The sequence below is a fragment of the Flavonifractor sp. An82 genome, from assembly GCF_002159265.1.
Lineage (GTDB): Bacteria > Bacillota > Clostridia > Oscillospirales > Oscillospiraceae > Flavonifractor.
On record NZ_NFHG01000005.1, the window covers coordinates 81,818 to 100,908 of the forward strand.

Below are 19,091 nucleotides of genomic sequence, written 5' to 3' on the forward strand. Positions count from 1 at the left end.
TCTGCGGCGCATGCATTTTAAGCCTTGCGATAGGGTTTCGGTCTGATTTCTCAGAACCTTCCCCACTGGACACCCCGGACTTACAGATCGTTCCGGCACAAATCGGCCAGAGATTCCCGGCGGACTGCCACATAGTGTTCCGTACCGCCCTTCAACATCACGATAGGCGGGCGGGGGAGCCGGTTGTAGTTGGAGGCCATGGAGTAGTTATACGCGCCAGTGGTGCATACCGCCATGATGTCGCCCCGGCCCACGCTCTCCGGGACCATGACATTCTCCTGGATAATATCTCCGCTCTCGCAGCAGCGTCCTACCACAGAGCATGGGAAGTTGGCCGGTTCATTCATTTTATTGCCCACCAGGCAGGTGTAGTCGGCGTGATAAAGCGCAAAACGGGGATTGTCGGGCAGTCCGCCGTCCACCGAGACATAGTTCTTGTAGCCAGGGATCTTCTTGACGGTACCCACGGTATAAAGGGTCATACCTGCAGCGCCCACAATGCTGCGGCCGGGCTCCATGTGGATCTCAGGCATCTCGATCTTCAGACGGGCACAGGTATCCTTGATGGCCTTGGCCACCTCGCCTACCTTGGTATCCACATCCAGATAGGGATCGGACTCCACATAACGTACGCCGTACCCGCCGCCCAAGTCCAGCTGTTGGGCCATGAAGCCATGCTTTTCTTTCATCTCGGCCACAAACTCCAGCATAATGACGGCGGCCCGCTCAAATACGTCCTCGGCAAAGACCTGGGAGCCCACGTGACAATGGAAGCCCACCAGCTCCACATGGGGTTGCTTCAGCGTAAAAGCGGTAATCTCCTCGGCCTGGCCGGTCTCAATGGCGCTGCCAAACTTGGAGTCCACCTTTCCGGTGGAGATGGCCTCATAGGTGTGGGGGTCAATGCCGGGGGTCAGGCGCAGCAGCACCTTCTGCCGCACACCCCGGCGGGCGGCCTCGGCCTCGATGGCCTTGATCTCCTCCACATTGTCGGCCACGAAGTATCCGATGCCGTGCTCCATGCTGTAGCGGATGTCCTCGTCGGTCTTGTTGTTGCTGTGGAAGTAGGCCTGGCCCAGGTCATAGCCCGCCTGGAGGGCGGTGTAGATCTCGCCGGAGGACACCACGTCGATGCCCATGCCCTCCTCCTTCATGATCTCATAGATGCGCTTGAAGGAGTTGGCCTTGCTGGCATACAGGGGGCGGGCCTTATCTCCAAAATGCTTGCGGAAAGCCTGCTGATAGGTACGGCAGTTGGCGCGGATCAGATCCTCGTCCATCAGGTACAGCGGCGTTCCGTACTGTGCGGCCAGCTCCGTCACGTCCTGTCCGGCAAATTTCAAGTGGCCGTTTTCAGCAACGGTAATGTTTTCACATATCATAGGTGCGATCCTTTCTGTATGTGTACTCTGGGTCCATGGCCGGCGGCAGCGCTTCAATCCGACTGCCACCGGCCGGCCCATGGGGAGGATGGGAGGTCAGGAAACAGTGCTTTTCTTGCTCAGGGCCTTGTCCAGCCAGTCCTTGCCGTCAGTAAAGCGGGACACGATGTAGGTCACCACATAGTCGCCGGCGGAGTTGATCATGGTGGCGGGAGGATCCACCAGGTTACCGATGGCCACCAGAATGGGGAAGGCCACCTCAATGTTCTGGGGGAAGAAGATGGAGCAGATGATGTACTCACCAATGTAGCCGCCGCCGGGCACACCGGACATACCCACAGAGGACAGCACAGCCACCAGAATGACGGGGACGATCATGCTCCAGTGGAAGGGCTGGCCCAGAGCGCCAAATACGAAGGCGATCTTCAGCACACAGGAGAAGCAGGAGCCGTCCATATGCATGGTAGCGCCCAGGGGGATAACCATGCCGGCCACGTCCTTGGAAACACCGGTCTCCTCAGCCACCTTCAGGTTGGTGGGGATGGTAGCGGCAGAGGAGCAGGTACCCAGAGAGACGATGGCGGGACGGGCAATGTTCTGGAACATGGTCTTAACGCCGTGCTTGCCGCCGCCGAACCAGGCAAACAGGGGGAATGCGGTAAAAATGTAGATGAAGCACAGGGGGTAGTAGACGATCATGGCACGACCATAGGAGGTCAGCACATTGGCACCATAGGTGGCCATCAGGTCGGCAAAGATGGCGAAGAAGGCGATGGGGGCGTAGTAGGTGATGATCTGCACGAACTTCATCATGACCTGGGTCAGGCTCTCCAGGAACTGGCCCACCAGACTGTCGGGGCCGCCGGCCAGGTTGGTGGCAAAGCCGAACAGAATGGAGAACACGATCAGAGGCAGCATAGCACTGCGGCTGAGCAGGCCGACAAAGTCATCAGCAGTAAAGAAGTTGACGATCATGTCGGCCAGGGAGGCGTGCTCGCCCATCGCCTCGGTGGGCAGCTCGGCCCAGGGAGTGAGGACAGGGGGAAACACCTTCATCAGCAGGAACATGATGCAGGCGGCAATCGCGCCGGTAACCACGAAGGTAACTACCGTAGTACCCATGATTTTGCCCGCCCGCTTGCGGCTGCGCATGTTGGCTACCGAGCCGGCGATGGAGGCAAACACCAGCGGCACTACCACGCAGAACATCATGTTGATGAACAGAGTACCGGCAGGCTTAATCAAATGTCCAAAATCAGGGAAAAACCAGCCAACGATACAGCCGCCGATCATCGCACCCAGCATGATAGCCAGGAACCGATAGTTCTTCATAACTGCTTTTTTGTCCATAATGGATTCCTCTCTTCTTATTCAATATAGACGAACACATATTGTATCTCTTGCTGTACTGTCCCCCCTTTTTTCAGGTGTACGGCCCCTTTGAGGATTTACAAGATCAGCTCCTCGTCCAGCACTTCACCCCGGGCCACTACGTTGGTAGGACCGGTGAGGAAAAGTGCGCTCACCTGGCCGTCCTGGTACTCCGCATCGATCGTCAGACGGCCGCCGGTCATATCAACCTGGACATTTTTTCCACTGACCTTACCCTGCAGGGTCAATACCGTGACCACGGAACCAGTTCCGGTCCCGCAGGCATAGGTAAAATCCTCCACTCCCCGCTCGTAGGTACGCTCATAGATCTGGTCAGGACCCATGAGCTCATAAAAGTTTATGTTGGCACCCTTGGGAAAGGCGGGGTGGTAACGGAGTTTGCGGCCCAGCTGAAACAGTTCCTGGGCAGGATAGTCCCGCAGTCCGGAAATCGGAACAACCGCATGGGGGATCCCCGGATCGCCCAGCTCCACATAAGAGCAGGGAATCGTTTCACCGTCTACATCCAAAGTCAGATCCAGCCGAACGACCGTGGGACGGTTCAGACGAATCTGATACATCCGCTGGTCGATCCTCCAGCCGGTAATGAGCCCGGCAGTGGTCTCCACCCGCTGTACCTCGCCGGCCAGTCCGGTCTCGTAGCCGTAGCGGCAGAGGCTGCGCACGCCGTTTCCGCACATCTCTCCCAAAGTACCGTCAGAGTTATAAAACAGCATCCGAAAATCTGCGTCTCCCTGGGGCGGCTCCACTATCATCAGTCCATCCGCCCCGATGGAGCGGTGCCGCTCACACAGCAGGCGAGCAATTCCGGGAAAACGATCCTGTGGGATATGCTCCTGCATATTATTGAGGATGATAAAGTCATTTCCGGCCCCGTTGATTTTCCAAAAGTTCATGCCGTGTCCTCCCATCCACATTTTGTTTGCTGCCCCTGCTTTATTGCAAAACGGATGCCAAACCGGCAATAGAAGCAAAATGCCGTTATATCCCCCAAAAATGAACTTCCGCTTTTGGATATAATTCCGATCTTTTGAAGAAACTTCCCCTTTGACTGGCTTGATTGCCGCAGTCCAAACCCAGGCGCAAAAACAAGAGTTCGGAATTCAGGACTTAAATTCCTAAATTCCGAACTCTTTGACCTTATTCGATGTGATATTCCTTTAGCTTCCCGTAAAAGACAGTTTTGGACATGCCAAGCAGCTTCATAGCCCTTGTGCGGCTGCCTTCGCATTGCAGCAGGGCCTGGCGAAGAATGCGGACCTCTTCCTGTTTCAGCTGTTCTTTCCAGGAAAGCGCGGCCGGCTCACTCTCCAGATGAATATGCTCCGGATAGATGATATCAGACTCAGAGAGCGCAACTGCGCGCTCCAGCACGTTCTCCAGCTCCCGGATGTTACCGGGCCAGTTGTAGGAGAGCAGCTTGTCGAAGGCCTCGCCGGACAGGCTCCTGGGGGGCACGCCGTACTTCTGAGGGATCTTCTCCATCAGCCGGTCGATGAGGAAGCAGATGTCCTCCGGGCAGCTCCGCAGAGGCGGCAGTTCCAGGGAGAAACCGCTGAGCCGGTAGTACAGGTCCTGGCGGAAGCGGCCGGCCGCCACCTCATCTTTCAGATTCCGGTTGGTGGCGGCCAGGATACGCACATCAACCGGGATGGGCTGGGTGGACCCCACCCGGCAGACCACCTTGTTTTGGATCACATGAAGCAGCTTCGCCTGAATGTTCAGTGGGATCTCACCAATCTCGTCCAGGAAAATGGTTCCGCCGTCGGCGCTTTCAAAGAAGCCCGCCTTTCCCTTTGGATTGGCTCCGGTAAACGCTCCGCCCACATAGCCAAACATCTCGCTCTCAAACAGCGTGGGCGAAATGGTGGAGCAGTCCACCGTAACCACCGGACCTTTCCTGGGCTGGGCCTGACAAATGGCCTTGGCCAGAAAAGACTTGCCTGTGCCGCTTTCCCCGGTGATCAGGATATTGCAGTCCAGTTGGGACAGCTTATAGGCATAGTGATGGACGGAGGAGGAGGCGCTGCCCCATCCGGGCACCGCGGCGAAAGGACTGCCTGCACCAGTGCCGTGCTCCAGCTGCCGGTATTTTCGCTCGGCAGATTTAATGGCATTGTTGCGCTCCTGAATGGTATCCCACAGGTCCTCCACATTGCGGAATTTCACAATAACGCCTTCCGGAACCGGGGTGCCCTCCACCGGAAGAATGGAAGCGATCAGCTCATAGCCATTCACCTCATAGGATGCGTCAAGATAATGTTCGACCGAACCCTCCATGACTTGGGCCAAATGGGTTTCAAACAGTTCCCCTTCAAAAAAATCCTGGAAGTGATAGCCCTCCACCCGCATCTCATAACCAGTCTGCTTTGCCATATAGGGCGCGCCCAAAAGCAGGGAACGGATGGCTTCTTTGCGGGCAGTATAGCCCTTCTCTTCCCAGAACTTTACCTCCAGGGTGTCCCCGTCCAATACCACCATCTGACCAATGGAGGAAAAATAATCAATGGCATAGGTCACGCCATCCACCGTTACGCTGACAGACTTGTTCTCGATAGTGGCAAGAATGGAATGGGAGCGAAACTCCATTGCCAGCTGCAGGTGATCGGTATCCTGGCTGGGCAGGAATTTGTAGACCGCCTGGCTGCCAGGGACCTGAAATTGCCCCACCGCTACGATCTGGTCACCCACCCGGAGCCGGGGTTCCCGGATGCCGATACAGTGCAGGTCCTCCGGCGTCAAGCCGCCGTCGTCAGCGCCGATGGAGGTATCCGCCAAAATGACCACATCGCCGGGCTTGAGACTGCCGGCGCCGTGGGGGTGGGGACTGCGGCTGAACAGGCCAAAACGCTGTTTTGCCTGTCGATTGATGTGGGTAATAATTCCCTGCCGGTCCAGCGTGAAGATGGCATGGGAAGAGGACTCCAGCAAGCTCTGCAAAAGGCTCATCTGTTTACTCCCTTTTCCTAAAATGACGTAAATTCAGAAGTAGTATAGCATAGTCCTCCATGGTCGTCCAGAAAACGGAAGTAAAATAGGCAACTGCTGCACAAAAGCAATGGGCCCAATTCGCGCAGATTGCAGCAGATTTTGAACAATCGCTTTTCAACCTCACAGAAATACATAGAATGAAAGTAACATGGTATCGGTTTTCCTATGTGGTCTCCGTTTGAAGAAGGATGTTTCAATGATGCGAAAAAGTATGAACGCCATCAGACATAGCTTGCTCTCCTATCTGCAAATCCCCGGCTATATCCGTCAGGAATTTCTGCACGAGTCCAAGCGGAAAAACGATGTTTCCTTACATATCATCTGTGTGGTCATCTTTGTCATAGAGTTCTATAACCTGGCTCGGGTGCTGCTCTGGTCCAAATCCGGCCTGGGCACTCAAAATAACCGCATTTATTTTTCCATGTACTGTACTCTGATCCTTCTTGGGGTTCTGTGGCTGCTCTTGCGGCGGCCGCTGCGTCAGGCCTCGGTCCGCTGCCAATGTGCCGTACAGTACACTGTGTCCGGCCTGATCTTATTGTGGCACCTGGGGCTCAACTCCTATGATCTGATCCGCGATCCGGCAGCCGGTGTTACGGTACTGACCACAGCTCTGCTGGCCTTGGCGCTGCTGATTCAGATGCCGCCCTGGTACAGCATAGTACAGTATGTGATAAGCTATCTGCTCTTTCAGTTCATCATGGCTCCACTGCTGGACGGAGGCAGCCGGCTCAATCTGACCATTACCTTTGTGGTTGCTCTGACGGTCTCCCTGGCACAGGCCCACCACACCTCCGTCACGCTGAAGCAGCAGAAGCAGATCATCGAGATAAACGCCAAATTGCAGGCGCTGGTACATCTGGATCCGCTGACGGGACTGCTCAACAAAATAACAGTGGAATGCCGGGCAGAGCAGCTTCTTTTTGATCTGGAATACACCGCAAAGCATGGCGGCCTGACCTTGTTTTTGCTGGATCTGGATCGATTCAAGGTAATCAATGACCGCTACGGGCATCCCTGCGGCGACCATGTGCTGGTGGAAACTGCGGAAGCCATACGGCGCGCCTTTCCGGACCCCGCAGGTCTGGGACGCATCGGCGGGGACGAATTTGCGGTTCTCTATGACCAGCCTCTGACGGAAGAGCAGGCCATGTTCCTGGGGCAGGAATTTATGGCAGAGTTGCGGTCCATCCAATGGCAGGGCCAGCCCATAGAAGTGCAATGCAGTATAGGGGTCTGTATCTGTACGCTGCCCCAATCTTCCTATCAAGATCTGTATACCGAAACAGACCGAATGTTATATCAAGCCAAGAAAAGCGGCAGAGGCCAATGCTGTGTTCTGAAATTGAAAGCACCGGAAAACCGAGAGATTGAAATGGCCGGTGCAAAGGAATAGCTGTCGATTGCCGCAGAACCCAGTACCCTTCTCGTGCTTATACATACAAAAACAGGGAGCGGCGTTTAAACGCCGCTCCCTGTTTTCTTTTTCATTACATCAGACGGACGGTGTAGTAGACTGCCAGGATCAGCAGCCAGGCCGCCAGCACGCCGTACAGCACCGCCAGAGAGCCCAGTACCAGCGCTGCGATAACCACAGCGGCCACCACAGCACAGGTCACATACAGCATGGCATAGTTGGCGTTTTCGGGCAGGACGTGGACGTTCTTGCCCATCAGCTTCGTATTGCCCTTGTGGGTCTGGAGCATCCGGAAGAATACCACCGCTGCCACCAGCACCACCGCCAGCACTACCATGTAGCCATAGGTGGTCCAGGGATCGCTGACAGCCTTGGGCGCAATGCGCACACCCAGCAGGCCCAGAGCGCTGAGCACCGCGGAGAAGAAAAACTCCCGCTGATAGAGGTAGTAGATCAGCGCCAGAACGGTCACCGCAGGCACCGCCACAAAGAGGAAGCTGATACCGCTGTCATAATACAGCTTGATAATGACCGCACAGGCACTCAGCACCAGGCTGACCCCGGCCAGGATGCCGGGCAGCTTGGCGGAACGGCCGCCCCGCCAGGACATGAACGCCATAACCGCCAAAATCACAAAGCAGATGGGCAGCACAATGGCAAGCACATTAAAAGCAGCCTGAATGCCCAGGACCATATTGATCTGGGCGGCGGTGTAATGCACGTATACTTTATTCAGCAGAAGGAGCAGGGCTTCCAGCACCACGGCGCCCAGGATCCACCAGAGGACCTTGGTCAGGACAACGTCTTCTTCCCGTGCGCGCTGCGCTGCTTTCTGTTCTTTCTTGTTCATGTATCCATCTCCTATGGCTGAGGTTCTGTCAAAGGGGCAGAGCCTCTGAATCATCAATCTCATATAGTGTATCAGAAATTGCCGCACTTTGCAAGTGAAGAATGCCTTTTCTCTTTTCAATTCGGCAAAATTATGATAAGATAATGGTTACCATCTTCCGCAATGCAACGGCTTTCCAGCCTTCGGCGGGCCCGCGCCCCGCAGAATGGAGTTTGTCATGAAGCGTTTTCTTCCTTTCCTTCTGAGCATTGTTCTTCTGGCCGGCTGTACGCCTCAGAAATCTGCCGACCAGCCCGCGCAGGTCCAGTTTTTTGCCATGGATACTCTCATGTCCATCCGCGTGTACAACGAGGGCGGAGAAGACGCGGTCCAGGCCGCCCGCCAGGAGGTGGAGCGGCTGGACAAGCTGCTCTCCCGAACTGACGCCGACAGCGCTATTTCCGCCCTCAACTCCCATGCCGGCGACGGCACCATGGTATCACTGGAGCCTGAGGTGACCCAGCTTCTGGCCTTTGCCAAATCTGTCTCCCAGCTTCTCCCCGGCGACTTTGATATCACCATCGCCCCGGTGATGGACGCCTGGGGCTTTACCACTGAGGAGCGCCATGTGCCCTCTGAGGAGGCCCTCTCCGCCGCCATGGAGCTGGTGGACAGCAGCCTGCTCACTGTGGATGAGACCGCCTCTGCCGCCCGGCTGGAGCAGGCCGGAATGGAGGTGGATCTGGGCGCCGTCGCCAAAGGCTTTACCGCCGCCCAGGCTGAGGCCGTCCTGCGGGAGCAGGGTGCCACCTCCGCCCTGCTGGATCTGGGGGGGAATGTGACCGCTATCGGCAGCAAGCTGGACGGCAGTGCCTGGCAGGTGGCCGTCAAAGATCCTCAGGACACCGGAGAGGCCCTGTGCGTCCTTTCCCTGATAGACCAGACCGCCTCCACCTCCGGCGGATACGAGCGCTACTTTGAGGAAAACGGCGTGACCTATCACCACATCATTGATCCCAAGACCGGCTATCCCGCCGACAGCGGTCTGCAGTCGGTTACAGTAATCTCTTCCAACCATATGCTGGCCGATGCCCTCTCCACCGCCCTGTTTGTGGCCGGACCGGAGGAGGCTTTGGAGTTCTGGCGGAGCCGGGACGATTTTGAGCTGGTGCTGTGTACCGAGGACAACCGTGTCATCGTCACCGAGGGTCTGGAGGCAGGCTATCGTCCTGCGGGAGAAGATCGGGGGTATACCTATGAGATCGCCCGCCGCTGAGCGCCGCCGTCCCACCCCGTGGGACGCTGTGGTAGCCCTGGCGGTGGTCGCCTTTGCGGTGGTCCTGATTTTTCTGCTGCGGCCCACACAGGGCTCGGCTGTTACCGCCGTGATCACCCTGGACGGAGAGACGGTGGCCCAGTACCGGCTGGATCAGCTGGACCAGCCGGAGACACTTACTCTGAACGAGGCTCCCTATCCCCTGACCATCGCCATCGAACCGGGGCGCATCTGCATCGACCACAGCGAATGCCCCAGCCAGGACTGCGTTCACACCGGCTGGATCAGCCGCTCCGGTCAGCAGATCATCTGCCTGCCCAACCGGTTGGTTATCTCCTTGTCGGGCAGCGAAGCCGAAGAATTTGACGCGGTGACCGGCTGAAAAGTTCCACACTTTTTTATTTTTCCAGAAAGGAGGGCGTTATATGTCGGGCTCTCTAAGGCGGCTTACCCGCTCGGCAGTGCTGACTGCCCTGGCGCTGGCGCTCTCCGTGGCGGAGGGACTGGTACCTCTGACCATTCTCTTCCCCCTGCCCGGTCTGCGGCTGGGCCTGGCCAATCTGGTCACGGTATACGCCCTGTGCCGTCTCTCCGGTCGGGAGGCCCTGCTCATTCTGGTGGCCCGGTGCCTGCTGGGCTCCCTGCTGGGGGGTAATCTGATGGCCCTGGCCTTCTCCCTCACCGGCGGTCTGCTGGCCCTGGCCGTTATGGCTCTGGCCCTCCGCCTGCCCGGCCTGTCCCTGTTTGGCGTGTCCATCGCCGGCGCCGCCGCCCATAACACCGGCCAGATCCTGGCCGCCATGGTGGTCCTGGGCACCCGGGCCCCTCTGGTCTATTTGCCTCCCCTGCTGCTGTGCTCCCTGGTCACGGGTGCAGTCACCGGCGGCGCCTCCATCCTTCTGGTCCATCGGGTCCCCTTCTCCGGCCGCACCTGAATGGGAGTTGTCACACCTGCAAAAAGGTGTTAAAATGAGAACCCAATCTCATTTTACCACCTTTTTTGATTTGAACAGGAGGGATCACTATGACCGATCGGGAACTGGTGGATCTGGCCTTTACCATGCTGGAGCGCTCCTATGTCCCCTACTCTCACTTTCCTGTGGGCGCCGCGCTGCTGTGCGCCGACGGGACCATCTTCACCGGTTGCAACGTGGAAAACTCCGCCTACGGCTCCACCATCTGCGCCGAGCGCACCGCCCTGGTAAAGGCGGTGAGCGAGGGACACCGGGACGACTTCGTCAAGCTAGCCGTGGTAGGCAACTCCACCGACTACTGCTGGCCCTGCGGTGCCTGCCGGCAGATGCTCTATGAATTTGCCCCCGATCTCACCGTCCTGGTGGCCCGTAAGGACCGGGAGTTTGTCCGGCTCCCCCTCCATGAGCTGCTCCCCCACGGCTTCGGCCCCAAGTCTCTCAACTGATGGGGTATCAGGTATTTGCGGTCCCCTGCGCAGACTACGCCGGGGCGGAGGCCGCCCTGCGGGCGGCGGTAACAAATATGGGCGGAATGGAGCGCTTTGTCCGCCCCGGGGAGCGCATTCTGCTGAAGGCCAATCTGCTGCGCCCCGCGCCGCCGGAGACGGCCATCTGCACCCACCCGGCGGTGGTAGGCGCCATCGCGGCCATGGTAAAGGAGGCGGGGGGCACCCCCTGGATCGCCGACAGCCCCGGCGGTGCATTGCAGAAGGAGTCGGTGCTGCGGGGGCTCTATGAGAAAACCGGAATGGCACAAGTCGCTCAGCGGACCGGCGTACAACTCTGTCTGGACGCCTCCTCCCGGCTGGTGGACCTGCCGGAGGGCAAGGTGCTCCGCCAGGCGGAGATCATCTCGCCGGTGCTGGACGCCGACGGCATCTTCGACCTGTGCAAAATGAAGACCCACGTCTTTATGGGCATGACCGGCGCAGTAAAAAACAGTTTTGGCCTGATCCCCGGCCTGACCAAGGTAGGCTTCCACGGTTCCCATCCGGACAAGGCCCAGTTTGCCCAGGTGCTGCTGGATCTCATCGGCTTCATGAACCCCCGGCTCAGCGTTATGGACGGTATTCTGGCTATGGAGGGGGAGGGCCCCGGCGCGTCGGGCACGCCCCGTCCGGTGGGCCTGCTGCTGCTGTCCGATAATCCGCTGGCGCTGGACGTGATTGCAGGAGAGATTATGGGTCTGCCCCGCAGCAGCAATCCCATCCTGCTGGCGGCGGAGGCCCGGGGCCTCTCGCCCACCCGCTGGGAGGAGATCGAGCTGGTAGGAGCCAAACTGGAGGACCTGCGCATCCCGGATTACAAGTTCCCCGCCAATGTCCGGGGCAATCTGATGGAGTTCCTTGGCCCCCTCACCAACACCGCCCAGCGGCTGTGCAAGAATCTGCTGTCCCAGACGCCTAAAATCCGGGAAGATCTGTGCGTGGGCTGCGCCATCTGCAAAAACGCCTGCCCCGGCAAGGCCATCACCATGACCGGCTCCGGCGGCAAGGCCAGGGTCCATCCCCGCTCCTGCATCCGCTGCTACTGCTGCCATGAGCTCTGCCCTCAAAAGGCGGTGGAGCTGCACCGGGGCTGGCTGGGCAAACTGCTCAGCGGCGGCTGAATCCTGCGATTGCTGAAATTTTTGAATATTGCGCAACAATTCGGATATGCTATTGGCGGTATCTCAATTTGGAGGAGGCAGCATATCCTATGTTCCTGGACAAGATCGCCCTGGCCCTTGCCATCATCGGCGGGCTCAACTGGGGCAGCATTGGTATCTTTCAGTTTGACCTGGTGGCCTTTCTCTTCGGCGGGCAGGCCAGCACCTTCAGCCGCATTGTCTACACCCTGGTGGGTGTGGCGGCCATCTGGTGCATCACCCTGCTCTTCCGGGACCTGCGGGACCGGGATCATACCTGATATCAGATTGCAAAAAACGGCCTGCTGCAAATTTTTGCAGCAGGCCGCTTTTTTACTTTCGCTCAATGATAAATTCCATCCGATAACTGGGGATGCCCTCTTTGGTACCATCCGGCGCAAACAGATAGTCGCCGGCCCGTTCATAGCCCTGGATTTCCACAGTCTGCGTGACGGTCATTCCCCCTGCTTCCAACGCATAGGATTCAAATTTCTGGTCCGCAATGGCGCTGAGCACTCCGCTGGTCTGCCAGGTAAAGCAGTTGAAGTTCCGGTCTGCGGCCACCAGGGCAATGGCCGCCAGCTGCTGCTGGAGCACCGGAGGGGCCACGACCTCTTCGCCGGTACGGGCCACCTCCAGCCGCACCCCTCTGACAGTCCCGTTTTCGTCCAGTATCATCTGATGGTCGGGGGGCGCACCCTCCAGCATGCCCACCACCACAGAACCATACCTGTCGCTGTACACCCAATGCCCGTCCTGGTCCAGCTCCATGGGCAGGTCGATCCCGTGGAACTGGATGGCGTCATTCACATTGCCAATGTACTGTGCCGCGGTGAGCTCACCCCGGTAGCGGGGCATCTGAGCCTGGAGGGCCACTAGGAACGTCAGGGCAAACAAGGCTGCCGTCGCCCCCACAAAGCCCAGGCAGCGCAGGCCGCTCTCATCCTTGATGGCGTAGCCGCACTCCTCTTCCCAGGGCAGGGTTTCGCAGTCCACACAGGCCTTATAGCTTTTATAATTGCGGTATAGATTATAGAAGGGAATGCCGTAGCCGTCTCCTTTGGCAAAGACCAGCCAGGTGCGATTTTTGGCGTCCCGCCAGGAGATTTTCCCGCCGTCCCGGTCCCGGACCTGGAGGCCGAAGATCCACTTGCCGGGCGTATAGCCCCAGGTGGCCAAAAGGATGGGCTCCACCACCAGCATGGTCAGGTAGTTGAGGTATGTGCTCAGCAGCCGCAAGATCCAGATATCCGGCAGATTGATCCGAAGCACCAGCGCACCAAAGGCGGTCCACAGAAGGCCGTATACAAACAGATCCAGCCACCGGGCAAAGAACCGCCGCCAGGGGTAGGCCACCATGGGGGCGCTGTCCTTTTTCAGGCTGAAATATCCTTCTCCTTCCGCCGGGCGGTCCAGAGCGTTCAGGTACTTCTCCGCGTCCAGGGTGGCGTACTCCGCCCGGTCGGAGCGCATGGCAGAGCACACCCAGTCCGCCCAAGCCAGCTCAGCGCGCTCCTCCTCCAGGGCAAGCTGCCGCCGGGCCAGGGCGGTGTCCAGGGGCACGGCTCCCTGCTGTACCTGCCGTATGGTATCCAGCGGCAGGCCCAGCTGCCGCAGCAGCTTGATTTTCCGCAGGGTATCCACATCCTCCTGGGAATAGATACGGTAGTTATTCTCACCCCGCTGGGGGGTCAGAAATCCCTCCTGCTCGTAGAAGCGGATATTGGCCCGGGTCATACCCAGGGATGTTTCCAGTTCCTTGATGGTCATATGCTTTCCCTCCCGGGTTCAGGATAAGGTATCAAGCAGGTTGACAGTCAAGTGTTTTTGCCATTATTGTTCCAGAAGTTCCAGCGCCGCCTCCAGCTGGGCGTCTCCCTGGTCGGTGAGGTAGACCTCCTTGTCCAGAGTCAGGCCGGTACCGATGAGGGAGGTGCCGCTGCCGGTAAAGTAGGCGCCGGTGGAGATGGCCACGGCGCTGCCGTTGGGCAGCTCAAAGGTCTGCTGGGAGTAGCCCTTGCCGCTGGTGGGCTCGCCCACGATGACGGCCACCCCCCACTCCTGGAGCTCGGCTGCAAAGAACTCAGCGGCAGAGTAGGTGTCGGCGTTGACCAGCACCGCCATAGGCAGGTCCACACAGGAAGCGTCCGACTGGGTGATTTTCTCGTTGCCCGCCCGGTCCCGGGTGATAAAGATGGGCCCCTCCGGCAGCAGGAAGTCCAGCATGTCGGTGAGCTGGCTCAGATAGCCGCCGCCGTTGTTGCGCATATCAAAGACCAGGGAGGTGGCCCCCTCCTCCTGGAGGCGGGTGACCTCCTCCTTCAGTCGGTCGGCGCTGCGGTCATAGAAGTTGGACAGGCGAACATAGCCCACGTTGTTCTCCAGCATCTCGGCACTGACCGGGTCGGTCTCCAGCTTGGTGCGCTTCAGCTCCACCGTGCGGGTCTGGCCGTCGGTCCCCCGAACCTCCAGAGAGACTGTGGTTCCCTCCTCACCCTGGATCTTGTCAGCGCCCTCGTATCGGGCCTCACCAGCCAAAGAGAAGCCGTCTACCGCGGTGATGAGTTCACCGGGCTGGAGCCCCGCTTCTTCCGCCGGACCGCCGGCAGTGACCTCCACGATCTGAAGGCCCTCCTCCGATTCATAGTTCACAGTCACGCCCACGCCCACATACTGGTTGGTGCGGCGCTGATTTTGAGCCTCATATTCCTCTTCGGTCAGGAAATAGCTCCAGCGGTCTCCCAGGCCCTCCACCATGCCCTCCAGGGCGGCATCCACCACCTCACCCTCATCATACTCGCCGACAAACTTCTCATTGATCAGGTGCAGGCCCTCCAGCAGGGAAACTCCTTCCTTGCCCACCATCTGGTACAGCACCGCAAGGCCCACACCTGCGGTCACCGCCACGGTAAGCAAAACCAAAAGCAGCAGATGGATCAGGGAAAACCGTTTTTTGCGCACTTGATATCAGTTCCTTTCCAAACGTAATGAATATGCAAGGGCGGAGGGGGATTACCCCCTCCGCCCTGAACTTAGATTCTGTTTTACCACGGAGGCGTCAGATTGAGGGAGGGGAACTTGCTCTCCGGGTCCACCCGGGTGTAGTTGTCCCGCACCTCAAAGTGCAGATGGTTGCCGGTAGAGCTGCCGGTGGTACCTACGTAACCGATGACCTGTCCCTGGGACACCATCTGGCCCTCGCTCACCGCCCGGGAACTCATGTGGGCATACAGCGTGGAATTGCCGTTGCCGTGGTCGATGACCACGTAGTTGCCGTAAGAGTAGTGATAGGCGGAGGTGACCACCTGTCCGCTCTTGGCAGCCAGGATGGGCGTGCCGCCTGCCGCCGGGATGTCGATGCCGGTATGGCTGTGGGCCACGCCGGTGATGGGATGGATGCGGTAGCCGAACTGAGAGGACAGCCGGTAATAGCCCGGCAGGGGCCACATGTATCCGGTCTCGGAGGAAATGACAATGTTGTTCTGCTTGCGCTCCTCCTCCAGCTGCTTCTGCTTCTTGGCAATCTCCGCCTGGATCTCAGAGGCCGCGGCGCTCTCCTCGTCCAGCTGGCGGTTGACCTCGCTGATGTTGGCGTTGATCTGGTCCACCAGCTTCTGAGCCTCGGCCACCTTGGCCTGCTGCTCCGCCTTCTTGGCCTCCTGCTGCTCCTTGGCGGCCTGCTCCTCCGACCGGGCGCTCTCCAGCTCTGCCTGGAGCCGCTCCAGCTCCTCCCGGGTGGCAATGAGCTCGTCCATCACAGCGTTGTCATAGGCCATGACCGCGTCCACGTCCTCAATACGGTCCAGCAGATCGGAGAAGCTCTCCGCGTTGAAGAGGATGGACCAGTAGGACACGGTGCCCTCCTCCTCCATGGCACGCACCCGCTCACAGAACAGCTCATACTGCTCCGCCTCCCGGGCCTCAGCCTCCTTGCGCTCGCTCTCCTTCTGAGCGATCTCGCCGTCATACCAGGCGATCTGCGCATCGATGTTCTCGATCTCCGCGTTGATAGCCTCCAGCTGCTGGGTCAGCAGCTGCCGCTTCTGCTGGGCAGCCGCCTGATCGGCCTCCGCGTCGGCCAGCTGGTCCTTCAGTTCCTGCTGCTTGGCCTGGCTGGCCTCCTGCTCCTTCTTCAGCGCATCGATCTCACTCTGGGTCACCGCGCCGGCGTTTCCCACGATCATAGTAAAGATGGGGAGAAGCATCAGCAGAGCCAGGACCGCCGCCAGGGCGCCTACCACCAGCCGTCTGGAGTCCATCTTCCGGGTCGTATCTTTTGCATTGGATTTCTTGCCGTTTTTTGCCACGTCTGTTTCTCCTTTTCTGCTGTGGGCCTGTACGTCTACCAGTTATAGGCGCGGATAAAGGAATTGGAGAGGCCGGGGAAGCATCCCTCCGGATCCACCCGCTGACCGTTTACCCGTACCTCAAAGTGCAGATGATTGCCTTTGGAATTGCCTGTATTGCCCACATAGCCGATGGTCTGGCCCTGGGACACCAGCTGACCTTCGCTCACCGCCCGCCTGCTCATATGGGCATAGAGGGTAGTGGTGCCGTCTCCGTGGTCAATGACCACAAAATTGCCGTAAGACCAGTTGACGCCGGAGCCGTACACCGACATGATGACCTGTCCGCCCTTGGCGGCGTAGATGGGGGTACCGCCGGCGGCCGCCACATCGATGCCGGTGTGGCTGTGGGGTACCAGGTCAATGGGATGCATTCGGTAACCAAAGGCGGAGGTCAGCTTCAGATTGCCGGCAGGCAGGGGCCATTGATACCCCGAACCGGTGGGGGGCAGCGTGATATTCTGCTGCTTGCGCTCCTCCTCCAGCTGCTTCTGCTTCTTGGCGATCTGGGCCTGGATATCAGCCGCCGCCGCATCCTCTGCGTCTAGCTGGCGGTTGACCTCGTCAAGGTTGGCGTTGATCTGATCCAGCAGCTGCTGGGCCTCGGCCACCTTGGCCTGCTGCTCTGCCTTCTTGGCCTCCTGCTGCTCCTTGGCGGCCTGTTCCTCCGACCGGGCGCTTTCCAGCTCCGCCTGGAGCCGCTCCAGCTCCTGCCGGGTGGCAATGAGCTGGTCCATCACCGCGTTGTCGTAGTCCATTACCGCATCCACATCTGCAATGCGGTCCATCAGGTCGGAGAAGCTGTTGGCGTTGAAGAGGATGGACCAGTAGGACACCGAGCCCTCCTCCTCCATGGCCCGCACCCGCTCACAGAACAGCTCATACTGCTCCGCCTCCCGGGCCTCGGCCTGCCTGCGCTCCTCTTCCTTCTTGGATATCTCGCCGTCGTACCAGGCGATCTGTGCATTGATGTTGTCGATCTCACTGTTGATGGCGTCCAGCTGCTGGACCAGGATCTGCCGCTTCTGCTGGGCGGCCGCCTGATCCTCCTTGACCTCCGCCAGCTGCTCCTTCAGCTGCTGCTGCTTGGCCTGGCTGGCCTGCTGCTGCTTTTTCAGCGCGTCGATCTCGCTCTGAGTCACCGCGCCGGCCTGCAAAAACAGGGTGGCCGCCATGGCCAGGACCAGGACCACGCATACCAGCGGAATGGTTCGGATCTTTCGTCTCATGCCGTCTCCTTATCCGGGACGCTCCGGGCGTCATTACACTTGCAGGAACTTACGAATGGCCAGCATGGAGCCCACCACGCCAATGACAAGGCCGGTGATCAGGAAGGCTCCCAGCACCCAGAGGGCCATGGGCTGGAAGGAGAGTATCTTGATCAGCTGAATGGTGTCCGAGGTGCTGATGGCACGGCTCACCAGGGCGTATACACCCCACTGGAGGAAGAAACCCACCAGGGCGCCAGTCAGGCCCAGGATCATGCCCTCAAACACGAAGGGCCAGCGGACAAAGGCGTTGGTGGCGCCGCACATCTTCATGATGGCGATCTCCTCCCGCCGGTTGAAGGTGGCCAGCTTGATGGTATTGGAGATGATGAACAGGCTCACCAGCAGCAGGATGGCCACCAGGATCAGGGCAACCGCTCCGGCGATGTTGCGGATGACGGTGAAGCCCTCGGCGATCTCGGGGGCGGACTTGGTGGAGGCTACCCCTGCCACCTGCTGCACCGCGGTCTCGGTCTCGGTCAGCTTGCTGATATCCTCCAGATAGATGTGGAACCGGTCCCGATAGACGGTGGAGGGCAGGCTGTCAAAGAGGGGGTTACCCTCGTAGTCGGCCTCAAACTCCGCCTGGGCCTGCTCCTTGGTTTCAAACTCCGCCCGGGCCACATTGGGCACCGCTTCAATATCGTCCTGGAGGGCGCTGGCCTCCTCCTGAGTCAGATTCTCATCGATGTACGCTGTAAACTGGTTCTCCTGCTCCAGATCGCTGAACATATTCTCCGCGTTCACAGCCACCAGAGAGAAGGAGCCCATGATGAGCAGACAGCACACGATCATGCATACTGCCGCAAAGGACATAAATCCGTGGGTAAAAATGCTGTGGAAACCCTCGGAAAACAGATAGCCAAAATTATATCGTTGTCTCATTGTTGTAATACCCGCCTGTCTCGTCGCTGATGATTCTGCCGTTTTCAATGGCCACCACCCGCTTGGAGAAGCGGTCGACCAGTTCCCGTTCGTGGGTGACCACCAGCACGGTGGTACCCAGCTCGTTGATGCGCTCCAGCAGCATCATGATCTCCAGGGAGCGCATGGGGTCCAGGTTGCCGGTGGGCTCGTCGGCGATGATCATCTGGGGATTGTTCACCAGAGCGCGGGCAATGGCCACGCGCTGCTGCTCGCCGCCGGACAGCTGATTGGGACGCTGGTCCCCCTTGTCCAGCAGGCCCACCAGATCCAATACATAGGCTACCCGCTTGCGGATCTCCCGGGGGGAGGCGCCCACCGCCTGCATGGCAAAGATCAGATTTTCCTTCACGGTCTTCTTCTCGATCAGGCGGAAATCCTGAAAGATAACTCCCAGGGTACGGCGCATATAGGGCACGTGCCGGGGAGTGATGGTATTCAGATTATAGCCATTGACCATCAGCCGGCCGCCGGTGGGGGCGATCTCAGCGGTGATGAGCTTCAGGATGGTGGATTTGCCCGAGCCGGAGGGGCCCACCAGAAAGACAAATTCGCCGTCGTCAATGCGCAGATTGACCCCTTTCAGGGCCTTGGTCCCGTTGTCATAGGACTTTTGAATATCGATCAGACGTATCACACTGCGTACCTCATTTGTTGGATTCCAA

The 19,091-nt window shown here is 58.9% G+C and carries 18 protein-coding genes; 7 read left to right on the plus strand and 11 right to left on the minus strand.

Annotated features, from left to right (window positions below; genetic code table 11):
- Positions 1-80: 80 nt before the first annotated feature.
- The 4 genes from lysA to B5G34_RS07580 all read right to left on the minus strand — a co-directional run bounded on the left by lysA (position 81) and on the right by B5G34_RS07580 (position 5,723).
- On the minus strand, positions 81-1,382 hold the full coding sequence (gene lysA, locus B5G34_RS07565) for a diaminopimelate decarboxylase (protein WP_087335750.1): 1,302 nt from the start codon (positions 1,380-1,382) through the stop codon (positions 81-83).
- A 96-nt stretch (positions 1,383-1,478) separates the two neighbouring features.
- Positions 1,479-2,732 carry a dicarboxylate/amino acid:cation symporter gene (locus B5G34_RS07570; protein WP_087335752.1) on the minus strand — a complete coding sequence of 418 codons (1,254 nt, stop codon included), beginning with the start codon at positions 2,730-2,732 and terminating at the stop codon, positions 1,479-1,481.
- Between the two features lie 98 nt (positions 2,733-2,830).
- Positions 2,831-3,670, minus strand: coding sequence for a diaminopimelate epimerase (gene dapF / locus B5G34_RS07575; protein WP_087335754.1), 840 nt, complete (start codon positions 3,668-3,670; stop codon positions 2,831-2,833).
- Positions 3,671-3,914: 244 nt separating this feature from the next.
- Entirely contained in the window at positions 3,915-5,723 is a 1,809-nt protein-coding gene (locus B5G34_RS07580) for a sigma 54-interacting transcriptional regulator (RefSeq protein WP_087335757.1), read from the minus strand.
- A 220-nt stretch (positions 5,724-5,943) separates the two neighbouring features.
- Between B5G34_RS07580 and B5G34_RS07585 the strand changes: the two genes are divergently transcribed.
- Complete coding sequence (locus B5G34_RS07585; RefSeq protein WP_162609444.1) at positions 5,944-7,161, plus strand: GGDEF domain-containing protein; 1,218 nt, start codon at positions 5,944-5,946, stop codon at positions 7,159-7,161.
- A gap of 94 nt (positions 7,162-7,255) precedes the next feature.
- On the opposite strand, the gene B5G34_RS07590 is transcribed toward B5G34_RS07585, so the two are convergent.
- The gene (locus B5G34_RS07590) at positions 7,256-8,032 is read right to left on the minus strand and encodes a hypothetical protein (protein ID WP_087335761.1); all 777 of its coding nucleotides are present in this window, start codon (positions 8,030-8,032) and stop codon (positions 7,256-7,258) included.
- A 217-nt stretch (positions 8,033-8,249) separates the two neighbouring features.
- Here B5G34_RS07590 and B5G34_RS07595 point away from each other — a divergent pair, with 217 nt between their 5' ends.
- The 6 genes from B5G34_RS07595 (at position 8,250) to B5G34_RS07620 (ending at position 12,169) form a co-directional block, all read left to right on the plus strand.
- Complete coding sequence (locus B5G34_RS07595) at positions 8,250-9,287, plus strand: FAD:protein FMN transferase (RefSeq protein ID WP_087335763.1); 1,038 nt, start codon at positions 8,250-8,252, stop codon at positions 9,285-9,287.
- Positions 9,268-9,669: a NusG domain II-containing protein gene (locus tag B5G34_RS07600; RefSeq protein WP_087335765.1), complete on the plus strand. Its 402-nt coding sequence runs from the start codon at positions 9,268-9,270 to the stop codon at positions 9,667-9,669. Before B5G34_RS07595 ends, B5G34_RS07600 begins: the two co-directional genes overlap by 20 nt.
- 43 nt (positions 9,670-9,712) lie before the next feature.
- Complete coding sequence (locus B5G34_RS07605; protein WP_087335766.1) at positions 9,713-10,222, plus strand: Gx transporter family protein; 510 nt, start codon at positions 9,713-9,715, stop codon at positions 10,220-10,222.
- A gap of 89 nt (positions 10,223-10,311) precedes the next feature.
- On the plus strand, positions 10,312-10,707 hold the full coding sequence (gene cdd, locus B5G34_RS07610) for a cytidine deaminase (RefSeq protein ID WP_087335768.1): 396 nt from the start codon (positions 10,312-10,314) through the stop codon (positions 10,705-10,707).
- On the plus strand, positions 10,707-11,870 hold the full coding sequence (locus B5G34_RS07615) for a DUF362 domain-containing protein (RefSeq protein WP_242956922.1): 1,164 nt from the start codon (positions 10,707-10,709) through the stop codon (positions 11,868-11,870). Before cdd ends, B5G34_RS07615 begins: the two co-directional genes overlap by 1 nt.
- An 89-nt stretch (positions 11,871-11,959) precedes the next feature.
- Positions 11,960-12,169 (plus strand): DUF378 domain-containing protein, encoded by a 210-nt coding sequence (locus tag B5G34_RS07620; protein ID WP_087335772.1) that lies wholly within the window; start codon positions 11,960-11,962, stop codon positions 12,167-12,169.
- Between the two features lie 52 nt (positions 12,170-12,221).
- Here B5G34_RS07620 and B5G34_RS07625 read toward each other — a convergent pair whose 3' ends face one another.
- From B5G34_RS07625 to ftsE, 6 genes are all read right to left on the minus strand, one after another.
- Positions 12,222-13,658: a MerR family transcriptional regulator gene (locus B5G34_RS07625; RefSeq protein WP_087335774.1), complete on the minus strand. Its 1,437-nt coding sequence runs from the start codon at positions 13,656-13,658 to the stop codon at positions 12,222-12,224.
- A 63-nt stretch (positions 13,659-13,721) separates the two neighbouring features.
- Positions 13,722-14,849, minus strand: a complete 1,128-nt coding sequence (locus B5G34_RS07630) for a S41 family peptidase (RefSeq protein ID WP_087335776.1) — start codon at positions 14,847-14,849, stop codon at positions 13,722-13,724.
- Between the two features lie 83 nt (positions 14,850-14,932).
- On the minus strand, positions 14,933-16,195 hold the full coding sequence (locus B5G34_RS07635) for a peptidoglycan DD-metalloendopeptidase family protein (RefSeq protein ID WP_242956924.1): 1,263 nt from the start codon (positions 16,193-16,195) through the stop codon (positions 14,933-14,935).
- A gap of 35 nt (positions 16,196-16,230) precedes the next feature.
- Complete coding sequence (locus B5G34_RS07640; protein WP_087335778.1) at positions 16,231-17,463, minus strand: M23 family metallopeptidase; 1,233 nt, start codon at positions 17,461-17,463, stop codon at positions 16,231-16,233.
- A gap of 33 nt (positions 17,464-17,496) precedes the next feature.
- Positions 17,497-18,387 (minus strand): permease-like cell division protein FtsX, encoded by an 891-nt coding sequence (ftsX, locus tag B5G34_RS07645; protein WP_087335780.1) that lies wholly within the window; start codon positions 18,385-18,387, stop codon positions 17,497-17,499.
- Positions 18,371-19,063: a cell division ATP-binding protein FtsE gene (ftsE, locus tag B5G34_RS07650; protein WP_087335782.1), complete on the minus strand. Its 693-nt coding sequence runs from the start codon at positions 19,061-19,063 to the stop codon at positions 18,371-18,373. Before ftsE ends, ftsX begins: the two co-directional genes overlap by 17 nt.
- Positions 19,064-19,091 lie beyond the last annotated feature (28 nt).

Coding starts and splice junctions, on each gene's coding strand:
- B5G34_RS07595 (WP_087335763.1), top strand. CDS start 8,250: ATGAAGCGTTTTCTTCCTTTCCTTCTGAGCATTGTTCTTCTGGCCGGC.
- B5G34_RS07620 (WP_087335772.1), top strand. CDS start 11,960: ATGTTCCTGGACAAGATCGCCCTGGCCCTTGCCATCATCGGCGGGCTC.
- B5G34_RS07600 (WP_087335765.1), top strand. CDS start 9,268: ATGAGATCGCCCGCCGCTGAGCGCCGCCGTCCCACCCCGTGGGACGCT.
- lysA (WP_087335750.1), bottom strand. CDS start 1,382: ATGATATGTGAAAACATTACCGTTGCTGAAAACGGCCACTTGAAATTT.
- B5G34_RS07640 (WP_087335778.1), bottom strand. CDS start 17,463: ATGAGACGAAAGATCCGAACCATTCCGCTGGTATGCGTGGTCCTGGTC.
- ftsX (WP_087335780.1), bottom strand. CDS start 18,387: ATGAGACAACGATATAATTTTGGCTATCTGTTTTCCGAGGGTTTCCAC.
- B5G34_RS07615 (WP_242956922.1), top strand. CDS start 10,707: ATGGGGTATCAGGTATTTGCGGTCCCCTGCGCAGACTACGCCGGGGCG.
- B5G34_RS07605 (WP_087335766.1), top strand. CDS start 9,713: ATGTCGGGCTCTCTAAGGCGGCTTACCCGCTCGGCAGTGCTGACTGCC.
- cdd (WP_087335768.1), top strand. CDS start 10,312: ATGACCGATCGGGAACTGGTGGATCTGGCCTTTACCATGCTGGAGCGC.
- dapF (WP_087335754.1), bottom strand. CDS start 3,670: ATGAACTTTTGGAAAATCAACGGGGCCGGAAATGACTTTATCATCCTC.
- B5G34_RS07590 (WP_087335761.1), bottom strand. CDS start 8,032: ATGAACAAGAAAGAACAGAAAGCAGCGCAGCGCGCACGGGAAGAAGAC.
- B5G34_RS07570 (WP_087335752.1), bottom strand. CDS start 2,732: ATGGACAAAAAAGCAGTTATGAAGAACTATCGGTTCCTGGCTATCATG.
- B5G34_RS07580 (WP_087335757.1), bottom strand. CDS start 5,723: ATGAGCCTTTTGCAGAGCTTGCTGGAGTCCTCTTCCCATGCCATCTTC.
- B5G34_RS07625 (WP_087335774.1), bottom strand. CDS start 13,658: ATGACCATCAAGGAACTGGAAACATCCCTGGGTATGACCCGGGCCAAT.